Consider the following 13,270-nt stretch of genomic DNA (forward strand, 5'->3'; position numbering starts at 1 on the left):
CCCCCCCCCCCCCCCCCCCCCCCCCCCCCCCCAACCCCCAGAAATCCGCTGTTCGCGGAAAGCCCCAGCCACGAGGGGCTCCGCCGATGGCCGCCGACCGCGCGCAGCGCGCTCTCCGCCCGATTCCCCGAACCATGCGCTTGCTCACGGATTGACCACGCAATTGATGACAACGTTGTCCCCACCTGGTGCCGGACTCTCTCCCCGGCCTCCCAGGTGCCCTCCGTCCGGCCCCTCCGTCGCCTTCCCCGGCGATGCCCGGACCTGCGTCACGCGCGGCGCCATCGGGGCCCGCGCGCCCTTTGATCGGAGACTTACCCATGTACGACCCGATTGTGCGCAGTGCCGAACGTTCGACCCGAAGCTGTCGTCCCCGCCGCCTGGCCTGGCTGCTTGCCTTGGCCGCCGGTGCCGCCGTCCTGCCCGGCCTGGCGCAGGCCGCCAGCTGTGCCGGGGTGGCCGAATGGGACCAGGCCAAGATCTACCGGGCCGGCGATACCCTGCAGAAAGGAGGCGTCCTCTATCGGGCGAACCAGGACATCTGGAACGCGCCGCCGGACCATCCGGCCGGCGCGCCCTACTACACCAACCTCGGCGCCTGCGATGGCGGCGGCGCCAACCAGCCGCCGGTGGTCAGCCTGACCTCGCCGGCCAACGGTGCCACCTTCAGTGCCGGCAGCACGGTGAACGTGACCGCCACCGCCAGTGATCCAGACGGCAGCGTCGCCAAGGTCGAGTTCTTCCGCGATGGCAGCACGCTCGGCGTGGCCACCAGTGCGCCGTATGCGGCCAGCTGGGCCAACGCCAGCGCCGGCAGCCACACCCTGCGCGCGGTGGCCACCGACAACAACAACGCCACCACCAGCACGGCGACCATCACCATCACCGTCAACGCCGCCAGCGGCGACACCACCGCGCCGAGCGTGCCGGGCGGGCTGGCGGTCGGCACCCGTACCGCCAACAGCATCGCGCTCAGCTGGAGCCCGTCCACCGACAACACCGGTGGCAGCGGCGTGGCCGGCTATGACGTGTACCGCAACGGCAGCCTGGTCGGTTCACCGTCCAGTGCCAGCTACGTCGATGGCGGGTTGACTGCATCCACCACCTACCGCTACCGCGTACGCGCCCGCGACAATGCCGGCAATGCCTCAGCGCAGGGCACCGAGATCAGCGCCACCACGCTGGCCGGCGACGGCGGAACCACCGGCAAGCGGGTCATCGGTTACTTCACCCAGTGGGGCATCTACGGCCGCAACTACCGGGTCAAGAACATCGACAGCAGCGGTTCGGCCGCGCGCCTGACCCACATCAACTACGCGTTCGGCAACGTGCGCAACAACCGTTGCGAAGTGGGCGTCACCCAACCCTCGGATCCGAACAGCGGTGCCGGTGGCGATGCTTTCGCCGACTACACCAAGGCCTTCAGTGCCGCCGAGAGTGTCAGCGGCAGCGCCGATACCTGGGACCAGCCGCTGCGCGGCAACTGGAACCAGCTCAAGCAGCTCAAGGCCAAGTACCCGAACCTGAAGGTACTGATCTCGCTGGGTGGCTGGACCTGGTCGCGCGGCTTCTCCAGCGCGGCGCGCCCGGAGAACCGCCAGGCCTTCGTCGCCTCGTGCATCGACGCGTACATCAAGGGCAATCTGCCAGTGACCGACGGTGCCGGTGGTGCCGGTGCCGCGCTGGGGGTGTTCGACGGCATCGACATCGACTGGGAATACCCGGTGGCCTGCGGCATCGAATGCGGCAAGCCGGAAGACAACGCCAACTTCACCGCGCTGATGGCCGAGTTCCGCCGCCAGCTCGATGCGGTGCGTCCGGGCCTGTTGCTGACGGTGGCGGTGGGCGCCGGCATCGACAAGATCCGCGTCACCGATCCGGCCGCGTACCACCCGTACCTGGACTATATCAACGTGATGACCTACGACTTCCACGGCGCGTGGGATGCGAAGACCAATCACCAGTCGGCGCTGTTCGATTCGCCCAATGATCCGTCCACCGGCGACCAGAAGCTGTACAACAGCAACGACGCCATCGAGGCCTTCATCAGCCGCGGCGTGCCCGCGGCCAAGCTCAACCTGGGCATCGGCTACTACGGGCGTGGCTGGACCGGTGTGGCCAACGCCAACAACGGCCTGTACCAGACCGCGACCGGCGCTGCCCCGGGCACGTATGAAGCCGGCATCGAAGACTGGAAGGTGCTGAAGAACCTGGCGTGGCCGGGCTACACCGACAACACCGCAGGTGCTACCTGGATCTACAACGGCAGCACGCTGTGGAGCTTCGACACCCCGGCCAACATCACCCGCAAGATGGGCTACGTGAAGACCCAGGGCCTGGGCGGCGCGTTCGTCTGGGAGTTCAGTGGTGACGATGCGCAGGGCACGCTGACCAAGGCGGTCAGTGATGGCCTGAAGTAAGAAAAAAGCCGGGGGTGCTGCGCGCCCCCGGCTTCCTACCTGTAGAGCCAAGCCCATGCTCGGCTGCGGAAACATCAGCCGAGCATGGGCTCGGCTCTACAGAAACAAGGTCGGTCGCGTCAGCGCTTGGCCGACAGCTTTTCCAGCGCCGCACGCAGCTGTGCCGGCGGCAGGTAGCCCCCCAGCTGGGTGCCGTCCGGCGCGAAGATCGCCGGCGTGCCGTTCACGCCCAGCTGCTGGCCCAGTGCGTACTGCATCGCCACCGGGTTGGTGCAGTTCTTTGCCGGCACGCTGCCACCGCGCTTGGCGTTGGTCAGTGCCTGGCGGCGATCGGCCGCACACCAGACCGAGATCATGTCGGTGTAGTCCTTGCTGCCAAGGCCCATGCGCGGGAATGCCAGGTACTCGACGGAGATGCCGTTGCGGTTGAGCTCGGCGATGTCCTGGTGCAGCTTGCGGCAGTAGCCGCATTCAATGTCGGTGAACACGCTGATGGTGTACTTGGCGTTCGGTGCGGCAAACACGATGCGGTCGCCATGGTTGGCCTTGGCCAGCAGATCGCGGCGGTAGCCGAGCAGGCCTTCGCTGTTGGCCGGGCCCTTGGCACGGGTGTCGTAAGGCTGCGACTGGAACAGGTAACGGCCATCATCGGACACGTACAGGAGCTGGCCGGAGACCACCACTTCACGGAAGCCCGGGAACGGTGCGGCACCGATGTAATCCACCTGGAAACCGGGATTGAGCGCGGTCAACGCGGCACGTACCGCCTGGTCGGCCGACGCGTTGGCGGCGGGGGCGGCCTTGGCCGCAGCGGCAGCAGCAGGCGCCTTGGCGGCCGGCGAGGCCGGCTGGGCGCAGGCGGTCAGGCTGAGCGCACCGAACACGGCGGCGATGGCAAATCGGAGCATGGAACGATCCGCGACAGAAGAAGACCCTGGATTCTGACACAGCCGGCGGTACCGGACAGCGGCACCGCCCATGGTTTGTGGCCGGGATTCAGGGGCCTGCTCAGCCGCGCGGATGGTGGCGGGCGTGCAGCTTCTGCAGGTGCTCGCGCGCTACCAGGGTGTAGATCTGGGTGGTGGACAGCGAGCTGTGGCCGAGCAGCATCTGCAACGCGCGCAGGTCGGCACCACGGTTGAGCAGATGGGTGGCGAAGCTGTGGCGCAGGCCGTGCGGGCTGATCCGCGCCGGGTCGATGCCGGCCACCTGCGCATGGCGCTTGACCAGGTGCCAGAACGCCTGCCGGGTCAGCGCATGCAGCGACGGCTCGATGAACAACGGCGTCTGCCCATCGGCCAGCGCCTGCACCTTGCCCTTCCCGACCAGCTGCGGCCGCGAGTGCTGCAGGTAGCGCTCCAGCCAGTGCTGGGATTCCTCGCCCAACGGCACCAGCCGTTCCTTGCTGCCCTTGCCGGTGACCCGCAGCACGCCCTGGCGCAGGTTGACCGCAGTCGCGGGCAGCAGCACCAGCTCGCTCACGCGCAGGCCGGCGGCGTACATCAGTTCCAGCATGGCGCGATCGCGCAGGCCCAATGCGCTGTCGGTATCGGGCGCTGCCAGCAGCGCGTCGATCTGGCTTTCGGCCAGCGCCTTGGGCAGCAGCCGTGGCAACTTCGGCGGGTCGAGCAGCGCGCTGGGATCCTCGCTGCGTTCGCCGCGGCGCACGCCATCGGCGAAGAACGCCCGCAACGCCGACAGCAGGCGCGCATTGCTGCGCGGCGACCAGCCATGCCGGGTGCGCCAGGCCAGATACTCGAACAGTCCGGGGCGCTCGATGCCGGCCAGGCCACCGTCGCGCCCATCCATCCAGCGCGCCAGCCCTTCCAGATCGCGCCGGTAGCTGTCGAGGGTGGCGCGGGCCAGGCCGTTCTCGGCCCAGATCGCATCAAGGAAGCGCTGGATGCGCGCGCTGTCGTCGGCGCGCAGTTCGGGCAGTTGCTGGACCAGCTGGCGGCGTTCGGCGGGGGTGGAAACATGGGCCATGCGTGCAGGATACGGGGGCCACTGCGGGCACGGCCAGCTTTGCGTATGCTCGACGCATGTCCCAGCCTGCCACCGACACGGCCTCTGCCGCTGCTACCGAAATGCCCCATCCGCGCGCATTGTTGCTGTGGCGCATGCTGGCAATGGTCTACGACGCACTGCCGGTGCTGGCACTGTGGATGCTCGCCGGCACGCTGTTCACCCTCGCCTACACCCTCAGCGGCCACGCGCAACGCGAGAACATCGCGCCATTCAGTGCCTGGCAGTGGCTGCTGTGGGCGGTGTGCTGGGCGATCACGGGGTGGTACGCCACGGCCAGCTGGCGCCGCGGCGGACAGACGCTGGGCATGCGTCCATGGCGGCTGAAAGTGCAATCGAGCGATGGCACGCCACTGCGGCGCAACCAGCTGTGGCTGCGCTTTGCGGTAGGTACGCTGTCACTGCTGCTGGGCGGGCTGGGATTCTGGTGGGCGTGGGTCGACCGTCAACGCCTGACCTGGCACGACCGCGCCAGCGGCACCCGTCTGGTGCGCATGCCGAAACGGTGATGCACGACCTGTAGAGCCGAGCCCATGCTCGGCTGGCAGGCGGTGCGCAAAAAGCAGCCGAGCATGGGCTCGGCTCTACAGAATCCAGCACGCTGGGCCGGGATGCTGGTGGTCCTGGCACGGATGCCGAAGCGGTGGATTGCCCCGGTAGCGCCGGGCATGGCCCCGCGCTACCAGAATCAGCCCGACTTGCGCCGGAACAGCAGTCCTGACACCGCCAGCATCACGATCGGCGGCAACGCATAGGCAATGCGGTAGTCGAACTTCAACGCGCCGGCCATGCGCCCGAAGAACAGCTGCAGCAGCCAGAAGCCCAGCGCGAACAGGATGCCCAGGAACAGGCGCTTGCCCATGCCGCCGCTGCGCAGCGAACCAAACGCGAACGGCACCGCCGCCAGGCACAGTGCCAGCACGTTCACCGGGTAGAACCAGCGGCTCCAGTAGACATCCTCGAAATCGCGCGCATCCAGCCCGTTGCGCTGGCGGTAGGCAATGCTGGTGCTCAGCTCGGCAACGCTCAGGTTGCGCGGCTTGGCGATGCCGGTAGCCAGTGCCGCCGCATCGAGATTCGAGTTCCACGGCTCGCGCGCCACTTCCTGGCGGGTCGCCGAACGCTCGCCGAAGGTGTCGCGACGCACCCCGGTCAGCACCCAGCCGTCCTTGTCGTGCTCGGCGGTGGCGGCATGGGTCAACGAGGCGATCCCTCCGTTCCCGGCAATGCGGTAGAGACGCACGTCGCGCAGGATCAGGCGGGTGCCCTTTTCACCGACCAGCTGCTCCTCGCCGCTCTGCGCGTTGAGGAAGGTATCGCCTTCGCGTGCCCACAGGCCGGAGTAGCGGCTGGTCGCGATATCCCGGCCCCACTTGGCGCTGGACTTCAGCGCATCGGCGCGGTCCTGGCCCCAGGGGCCCAGCGTCTCGGCGCTGAGCACCATCACCGCGGTCAGCAGTGACAGCGCGATCGCCACCGAAACGCTCAGGCGCTTGCGCGACAGGCCCAGTGCACGCAGCGCGGTCAGTTCAGAGGTCGCTGCCAGCTGGCCCAGGCCCATCAGTGCGCCGATCACCGCGGCCGTGGGGAACATCGTGTAGGCGCGGCGCGGCACCGTGTACAGCACCCAGGCGGCGGCATGGCCCAGCGTATAGCCGTTCTTGCCGATGTCCTTGAACTCGCCGGAGAAGGCCATCACCACGTCCAGGCCGACCAGCACCGCCCAGGTCAGCAGCACCGTGGTGAACACCGACCGGCCCAGGTACAGGTCGAAACGCATCGGGCGCAGCCTCATGCGCGGGCTCCCTTCGGGTGGCCCAGGCGGCCATCACGTGCATACATCCAGATCGCCAGCGCCAGCAGCGGCACCGTCAACCACCACAGGCCCAGCGCGGCCGGAATCTTGCCGTTGGCAATCCAGCCACTGCCGATGAACATCAGGTTGGTACCCACCATGTAGGCCATCAGGGCCAGCATCATGCGGCCATAGCGCTGCTGCCGCGGCGAACTGCGGCCCAGCGGCACGGTCAGCAGGGCGAACGCCAGCGCGATCAGCGGCGGTGCGATGCGACGGTGCAGCTGCGCCTGCGCCTGCGGGCGCGCATCGCCGATCAGCTTCAGGGTCGGCATCAGTTCCGGGTCGTCCTCGGTGCGGGTCTGTGCGCCGTCGGGCAGGGCCACGTCATTGCGGGCGAAGGTCGCCAGCCGGTAGTCGAGCCCACCGGCCACGGGCCCTTCCACCTGGTGGCCATCATCCAGTTCCAGGAAGCGCTGGCGGGTGCCCTCGAAGTACATGCGGCCACTGTCGGCCGACACCACTTCCAGGCGATCATCCTTCTGCCGCTGCAGGAACACCTTGCCCAGCTGGGTGCCGTCGGGCGAGATCGAGGACAGGTAGACCACGCCGCCGTTGGGCAGCGGCGTGAAACGGCCCGGCTCCAGGCCGGCCATCAGCACGCTGCGGTTGGCCTCGATGACCATCTGCTCTGCCACCCGGCCGGCCCACGGGCCCAGCCACAGCGAGCAGGCGCCGACCAGCAGCACCACCGGCACCACCAGCATCAGCAGCGGCCGCAGCAGCCGCTTTGGGCCTACCCCGATCGCGGTGATGACCGCCATCTCCGAGTCGCGGTACAGGCGGGCGATGGCCAGCAGCAGGCCCAGCATCAGCGCCAGCGGCAGGATCAGAGGCAGGTAGGCGATGAACTGCAGGCCCAGCTGCGAGAACAGCAGCTTGGCCGGCAGGCGCCCGTCGGCGATGTTGCCGAGGATGTCCACCAGCACGCCGCCCACGCTGACCACCAGCAGGACGATCAGGGTAGCCAGGAAACTCTGGACGAAATCGCCCAGCAGGTATCGGTCGAGCTTCAGCATGGGGCGGTGGTTTAAACTCTGGGGTTCGTTCGCGGTGCCGCCCAGTCTACTGTCTGGGCGTAAACGGCCTGCGATTGTACGGACTCGCCAATGGAATCTGCTCAATGGCCCTCGAATTCACCCTGAACCACGTTGCTCCGGCCGCCGCCACCGTTGATTGCCTGGTGGTCGGCGCGTATGCCGACCATACCCTGACCCCGGCCGCGCAGGCGCTGGATGCCGCCAGCGGTGGCCGCCTGGCCGCCCTGGCCCAGCGTGGCGACCTGTCCGGCAAGACCGGCGCCACCACCCTGCTGCACGACCTGCCGGGCGTGAGCGCGCCGCGCGTGCTGGTGGTCGGCCTCGGCGACGCCGCCCGCTTCGGCGTGCCGCAGTACCTGAAGGCCGTGGGCGACGCCGTGCGTGCTTTGAAGGCCGGCGCTGCCCGCAGCGCACTGTTCACCCTGTCCGAAGTGGCGGTGAAGGACCGCGACGCGGCCTGGGCGATCCGCCAGGCGGTGATCGCCGCCGATCACGCCGCCTACCGCTACACCGCCACCCTGGGCAAGAAGAAGGCCGACGACGCCGGCCTGGCCCAGCTGGCCATCGCCGGTGACGACGCGCAGGCCCTGGCCCAGGGCCAGGCCATCGCCGCCGGTGTCGAGTTCGCCCGCGAGCTGGGCAACCTGCCGCCGAACTACTGCACCCCGGCCTACCTGGCCGAGGTGGGCGTGAAGTTCGCCGGCGAGCATGACGGTGCCGAAGCCGAGATCCTCGACGAGCACCAGATGGAAGCGCTGGGCATGGGCTCGCTGCTGGCCGTGGCCCGTGGCTCGGCCAACCGCCCGCGCCTGGTCGTGCTGAAGTGGAACAATGGCGGCGACGCCAAGCCCTACGTGCTGGTCGGCAAGGGCATCACCTTCGATACCGGTGGCGTCAACCTGAAGACCCAGGGCGGCATCGAGGAAATGAAGTACGACATGTGCGGTGGCGCCAACGTCATCGGCACCTTCGTCGCTGCGGTCAAGGCCAAGCTGCCGCTGAACCTCGTGGTGGTGGTGCCGGCCGTTGAAAACGCCATCGATGGCAACGCCTACCGCCCGTCCGACGTGATCACCTCGATGTCGGGCAAAACCATTGAAGTGGGCAACACCGACGCCGAAGGCCGCCTGATCCTGTGCGATGCGCTGACCTACGCGCAGCGCTTCGAACCGGCGGCGCTGGTCGATGTCGCCACCCTGACCGGTGCCTGCATGGTCGCCCTGGGCCACCAGACCGCCGGCCTGATGAGCAAGCACGACGACCTGGCCAACGAGTTGCTGGCCGCCGGCGAGCAGGTGTTCGACCGCGCCTGGCGCCTGCCGCTGTGGGACGAATACCAGCCGATGCTGGATTCGACCTTCGCCGACGTCTACAACATCGGCGGCCGCTGGGCCGGTGCGATCACCGCCGGCTGCTTCCTGTCGCGCTTCGCCGAAGGCCAGCGCTGGGCCCACCTGGACATCGCCGGCGTGGCCAGCGATGAAGGCAAGCGCGGCATGGCCACCGGCCGCCCGGTGGGCCTGCTGAGCCAGTGGCTGCTGGACCAGGCCGCCCGCGCCTGATGCCGTACCCGACCCTGGCCGGCAGACGCCGGCCCGGGCCTCGCCCGGCACCGCCGGAACCCTGCCTGACCCGGACCCTGCCATGCCCCGCGCCGACTTCTACCTGATCGCCAAGCCCCGTTTCCTGACCGAGCCCCTGCGCCTGGTCTGCGAGCTGGCGCGCAAGGCCAACGATGCCGGGCTGTTCACCCTGGTACTGGCCCGCGACCAGGCCCAGGCCGAGGAGCTGGACGAACTGCTGTGGGCGTTCGACAACGATGCCTACATCCCGCACCAGATTGCCGGCGAAGACATGGACGAGGAAGAAGCCCTGGTGCTGATCGCCGTGCCCGGCACCGAGGCACCGGTGCGTCCGCTGGTGATCAACCTGCGCGACGAGCCCTGGCTGGGCCAGTGCGAGCGCGTGCTGGAAGTTGTTCCGGCCGATCCGGAAGCGCGCGAACCGCTGCGCGAACGCTGGCGCCAGTACAAGGCCGCCGGTTACGACTTGAACAAGCACGACATGTAAGCGCGCCCCGGTCCCTTGATGGGCCGCCGCCGCGCCCTGATCCTTCAACGATTACCTCCTGGTTCCCCCGCATGACCCAACTCGCCTCCAGCTACGACCCGACGTCCTTCGAGACCGACCTCTACGAGGCCTGGGAGAAGGCCGGCCACTTCAAGCCGTCCGGCAAGGGCGAGCCCTACACCATCCTGCTGCCGCCGCCGAACGTGACCGGCACCCTGCACATGGGCCACGCGTTCCAGCAGACCCTGATGGACGCGCTGGTGCGCTACCACCGCATGCGCGGCTACGACACGCTGTGGCAGGTCGGTACCGACCACGCCGGCATAGCGACCGAAATGGTGGTCAGCCGCAATCTGGCGCTGGAGGGCAAGGGCGAGACGCGCGATTCGCTGGGCCGCGAAGGCTTCATCGGCAAGGTCTGGGAGTGGAAGCAGCAGTCCGGCGACACCATCGAGCGCCAGATGCGCCGACTTGGCACTTCCGCCGACTGGTCGCGCAGCACCTTCACCATGGACCCGCAGCCGTCGGCGGCGGTCAACGAAGCCTTCGTGCGCTGGTACGAGCAGGGCCTGATCTACCGTGGCCAGCGCCTGGTGAACTGGGACCCGGTGCTGAAGACCGCCATTTCCGACCTGGAAGTGGAGAGTGCCGAGGAAGACGGCTTCCTGTGGTCGATCGCCTACACGTTGGATGAAGGCCTGAGCTACGAGCACGTCGAGCGCGATGCCGATGGCGTGGAAACCCTGCGCGAAATCCGCGACTACCTGGTCGTCGCCACCACCCGTCCGGAAACCCTGCTGGGCGATACCGCAGTGATGGTGCACCCGGAAGACGAACGCTACGCGCACCTGATCGGCAGGAACGTGGTGCTGCCGTTGACCGGCCGCCGCGTGCCGGTGATCGCCGATGATTACGTGGACCGCGCGTTCGGCACCGGCGTGGTCAAGGTCACCCCGGCGCATGATTTCAACGACTACGAAGTGGGCGTGCGCCACAGCCTGCCGATGATCAACCTGTTCACGCCGGTGGCAGCGCTGAACGAAAACGCGCCGGAGCGCTTCCAGGGCCTGGACCGCTATGAAGCGCGCAAGGCCGTGCTGGCCGAACTGGAAGACCTGGGCATCCTGATCGAGACAAAGGCGCACAAGCTGCAGGTGCCGCGCGGCGACCGTACCGGCCAGGTGATCGAGCCGTACCTGACCGACCAGTGGTTCGTGAAGATGGACGACCTGGCCAAGCGTGGCCTGGAACTGGTCGAGGACGGTTCGATCTCCTTCGTGCCGCCGAACTGGATCAACACCTACCGCCACTGGATGAACAACATCCAGGACTGGTGCATCAGCCGCCAGCTGTGGTGGGGCCACCGCATCCCGGCGTGGTTCGATGCCGCCACCGGCAGCTGCTATGTCGGTCGCAGCGAAGAGGAAGTGCGCGTCAAGAACAACCTCGGCAGCGACGTGGTGCTGAACCAGGAAAGCGACGTGCTGGAGACCTGGTTCTCCTCGCAGCTGTGGCCGTTCTCCACCCTGGGCTGGCCGAATGAGCAGGCCATGGCCGAGCGCGGCTTCGACCGCTACCTGCCATCGTCGGTGCTGATCACCGGCTTCGACATCATCTTCTTCTGGGTGGCGCGCATGATCATGGCCACCGACAACCTGGTCGGAAAGATCCCGTTCAAGGACGTCTACTTCACCGGCCTGATCCGCGACGGCCAGGGCCAGAAGATGTCCAAGAGCAAGGGCAACGTGCTCGACCCGCTGGACATCATCGACGGCATCACCATCGACGACCTGGTCGCCAAGCGTACCGGCGGCCTGATGCAGCCGAAGATGGTGGAGAAGATCGAAAAGGCCACCCGCAAGGAATTCCCGGACGGCATTGCTGCCCACGGTGCCGATGCGCTGCGCTTCACCATCGCCGCGCTGGCCACCCACGGCCGCGACATCAAGTTCGACATGAACCGCGCCGAGGGCTACAAGAACTTCTGCAACAAGCTGTGGAACGCCAGCCGCTTCGCCCTGATGAACACCGAAGGCGCTGCGTTCACCGGCGTGCCGAAGCCGCGTACCGATGCCGAGCGCTGGATCCTCGCGCGCCTGGCCGCCACCACCGCCGAAGCGCAGGGCCATTTCGCCGCCTACCGCTTTGACCTGCTGGCGCAGTGCCTGTACGAGTTCGCCTGGAACGCGTTCTGCGACTGGTTCCTGGAACTGAGCAAGCCGGCACTGAACGGTGCAGACGCCGCCGACGCCGAAAGCACCCGCCACACCCTGCTGTACGTGCTTGAAGCGCTGCTGCGCCTGCTGCACCCGCTCACGCCGTTCATCACCGAACAGCTGTGGCAGCAGCTGGCCCCGCGCCTGGGCCTGACCGAAACCACGCTGTCGCTGCGCCCGTACCCGACCGCCGCCGAGTTCGAAGGCGATTTCGCCCAGGCCGAGGCCGACGTGGAATGGCTGAAGGCGGTGATCAGTGCCGTGCGCCGCGTGCGCAGTGAGCTGAACGTCGCGCCGTCCAAGCTGGTGCCGCTGCGCCTGCAGGCCGGGCTGGAGCAGGACCGCGTGCGTATCGATCGCTTCAGCGCCTCGCTGTCGTTCCTGCTGAAGCTGGACAGCATCCAGTGGCTGGCCGAAGGCGAAAGCGCACCGCCGGCCGCCGCCGCGATCGTGGGCGAGCTGAAGCTGCTGGTGCCGCTGGAAGGCCTGGTCGATCTGGACGCCGAGCGCGCACGCCTGGACAAGGAGATCAAGCGCGTGGAAGGCGAGCAGGAAAAGAGCGAAACCAAGCTGGCCAGGTTCACCGACAAGGTTCCACCGGCGGTGGTCGAGCAGGAGCGCGTGCGATTGGCCGACTGGAACACCCAGCTGGCCGGCCTGCGCGAACAGCGCGCGAAGCTGTAACACCTCGCCCTGGTGGGTGCCAACCAAGGTTGGCACCCACCAAACCCGGAACATTTTCCCGGCATGGCATCATCACCGGATGCCGCTTTCCATCTTCCTGCTGGTCCTCGCCGCCGCGGCACTGCATGCCAGCTGGAATGCAATCGTCAAACGCGGGCCGGACAAGTTCCTCGGCACCGTGCTGGTGACCGGCAGCGCTGCGCTGCTGTCGGCGGCGGCCCTGCCCTTCCTGCCGTTCCCGGCCGCGCAAAGCTGGCCCTGGCTGGCTGCATCCGTACTGCTGCAGGTGACCTACTACGGGCTGGTCGCACGCTGCTACCAGCGGGTCGACATGAGCCTGGCCTATCCGCTGATGCGTGGCAGCGCGCCGATCCTGGTTGCACTGGCGGGCTCCCTGCTGGGCGAGCAACTACCCCCGGCGGCGTGGCTGGGCGTGGTGCTGGTGAGCACCGGCATCCTGTGCATGGCACTGGGTGCACGTGGCGGCCAGCTGCGCCTGCCGCTGCTGACTGCGGCGATGATCGCCACCTACACCCTGGTCGATGCGCACGGCGCGCGCGAGTCCGGCAGCGCGCTCAGCTACACGCTGTGGTTGTTCCTGCTGTCGGGCATTCCGCTGCCGCTGTGGGCGTTGTACACCCGCGGCGGCGCGGTATTGGACTATGCGCGGCAGCATTGGCCACTGGGCCTGGCCGGTGGCGTCGGCACCACCGCCTCCTACGCGATGGCGTTGTGGGCCATGACCCAGGCACCGGTGGCGATGGTCTCGGCGCTGCGCGAATCCTCGATCCTGTTCGCGTTGCTGATCTCGGTATTCGTGCTGCGCGAGCGGATTCCGCGTGCGCGCTGGCTGGCAGCGGCGTTGATTGTGGGTGGCGTGCTCGCACTGCGGATGGCGTGAGAGAAGCGTGCCAACCAAGGTTGGGGGGGTGGGGGTGTGGGGGGGGGGGGGGGGGGGGG

General features: G+C 68.0%; 10 protein-coding genes. 6 read left to right on the plus strand and 4 right to left on the minus strand.

Translation table 11 applies throughout. The features are described 5' to 3' along the window. Window positions 1-320: 320 nt before the first annotated feature. Entirely contained in the window at window positions 321-2,420 is a 2,100-nt protein-coding gene (locus O0J15_RS18260) for a glycosyl hydrolase family 18 protein (RefSeq protein WP_021203462.1), read from the plus strand. A gap of 119 nt (window positions 2,421-2,539) precedes the next feature. Here O0J15_RS18260 and O0J15_RS18265 read toward each other — a convergent pair whose 3' ends face one another. Both O0J15_RS18265 and xerD read right to left on the minus strand, forming a co-directional pair. After that, complete coding sequence (locus O0J15_RS18265; protein WP_308306082.1) at window positions 2,540-3,328, minus strand: DsbC family protein; 789 nt, start codon at window positions 3,326-3,328, stop codon at window positions 2,540-2,542. Between the two features lie 100 nt (window positions 3,329-3,428). Further along, window positions 3,429-4,406 (minus strand): site-specific tyrosine recombinase XerD, encoded by a 978-nt coding sequence (gene xerD / locus O0J15_RS18270; protein WP_021203464.1) that lies wholly within the window; start codon window positions 4,404-4,406, stop codon window positions 3,429-3,431. Between the two features lie 56 nt (window positions 4,407-4,462). Here xerD and O0J15_RS18275 point away from each other — a divergent pair, with 56 nt between their 5' ends. Beyond that, entirely contained in the window at window positions 4,463-4,954 is a 492-nt protein-coding gene (locus O0J15_RS18275; protein WP_021203465.1) for an RDD family protein, read from the plus strand. A 179-nt stretch (window positions 4,955-5,133) separates the two neighbouring features. On the opposite strand, the gene lptG is transcribed toward O0J15_RS18275, so the two are convergent. Together lptG and lptF are read right to left on the minus strand one after the other, a co-directional pair. Next, window positions 5,134-6,240, minus strand: a complete 1,107-nt coding sequence (gene lptG / locus O0J15_RS18280; RefSeq protein WP_134735590.1) for an LPS export ABC transporter permease LptG — start codon at window positions 6,238-6,240, stop codon at window positions 5,134-5,136. Further along, window positions 6,237-7,319 carry an LPS export ABC transporter permease LptF gene (gene lptF, locus O0J15_RS18285; protein WP_308306083.1) on the minus strand — a complete coding sequence of 361 codons (1,083 nt, stop codon included), beginning with the start codon at window positions 7,317-7,319 and terminating at the stop codon, window positions 6,237-6,239. The genes lptG and lptF overlap by 4 nt, the downstream gene beginning before the upstream one ends. 104 nt (window positions 7,320-7,423) lie before the next feature. On the opposite strand from lptF, the gene O0J15_RS18290 reads away from it, so the two are divergent. From O0J15_RS18290 to O0J15_RS18305, 4 genes are all read left to right on the plus strand, one after another. After that, entirely contained in the window at window positions 7,424-8,902 is a 1,479-nt protein-coding gene (locus O0J15_RS18290; RefSeq protein WP_021203467.1) for a leucyl aminopeptidase, read from the plus strand. 82 nt (window positions 8,903-8,984) lie between these two features. Continuing rightward, window positions 8,985-9,410: a DNA polymerase III subunit chi gene (locus tag O0J15_RS18295; protein WP_019660991.1), complete on the plus strand. Its 426-nt coding sequence runs from the start codon at window positions 8,985-8,987 to the stop codon at window positions 9,408-9,410. 71 nt (window positions 9,411-9,481) lie between these two features. After that, window positions 9,482-12,310 carry a valine--tRNA ligase gene (locus O0J15_RS18300; RefSeq protein ID WP_308306084.1) on the plus strand — a complete coding sequence of 943 codons (2,829 nt, stop codon included), beginning with the start codon at window positions 9,482-9,484 and terminating at the stop codon, window positions 12,308-12,310. 79 nt (window positions 12,311-12,389) lie between these two features. Beyond that, window positions 12,390-13,211, plus strand: a complete 822-nt coding sequence (locus tag O0J15_RS18305) for an EamA family transporter (RefSeq protein WP_019660989.1) — start codon at window positions 12,390-12,392, stop codon at window positions 13,209-13,211. Window positions 13,212-13,270: the final 59 nt, after the last annotated feature.

Origin of the sequence: Stenotrophomonas sp. Sm10 (genome assembly GCF_030985515.1) — a bacterium.
In the GTDB taxonomy this organism is placed as follows: domain Bacteria; phylum Pseudomonadota; class Gammaproteobacteria; order Xanthomonadales; family Xanthomonadaceae; genus Stenotrophomonas; species Stenotrophomonas hibiscicola.

Coding starts and splice junctions, on each gene's coding strand:
- O0J15_RS18260 (WP_021203462.1), top strand. CDS start 321: ATGTACGACCCGATTGTGCGCAGTGCCGAACGTTCGACCCGAAGCTGT.
- O0J15_RS18265 (WP_308306082.1), bottom strand. CDS start 3,328: ATGCTCCGATTTGCCATCGCCGCCGTGTTCGGTGCGCTCAGCCTGACC.
- xerD (WP_021203464.1), bottom strand. CDS start 4,406: ATGGCCCATGTTTCCACCCCCGCCGAACGCCGCCAGCTGGTCCAGCAA.
- O0J15_RS18275 (WP_021203465.1), top strand. CDS start 4,463: ATGTCCCAGCCTGCCACCGACACGGCCTCTGCCGCTGCTACCGAAATG.
- lptG (WP_134735590.1), bottom strand. CDS start 6,240: ATGAGGCTGCGCCCGATGCGTTTCGACCTGTACCTGGGCCGGTCGGTG.
- lptF (WP_308306083.1), bottom strand. CDS start 7,319: ATGCTGAAGCTCGACCGATACCTGCTGGGCGATTTCGTCCAGAGTTTC.
- O0J15_RS18290 (WP_021203467.1), top strand. CDS start 7,424: ATGGCCCTCGAATTCACCCTGAACCACGTTGCTCCGGCCGCCGCCACC.
- O0J15_RS18295 (WP_019660991.1), top strand. CDS start 8,985: ATGCCCCGCGCCGACTTCTACCTGATCGCCAAGCCCCGTTTCCTGACC.
- O0J15_RS18300 (WP_308306084.1), top strand. CDS start 9,482: ATGACCCAACTCGCCTCCAGCTACGACCCGACGTCCTTCGAGACCGAC.
- O0J15_RS18305 (WP_019660989.1), top strand. CDS start 12,390: ATGCCGCTTTCCATCTTCCTGCTGGTCCTCGCCGCCGCGGCACTGCAT.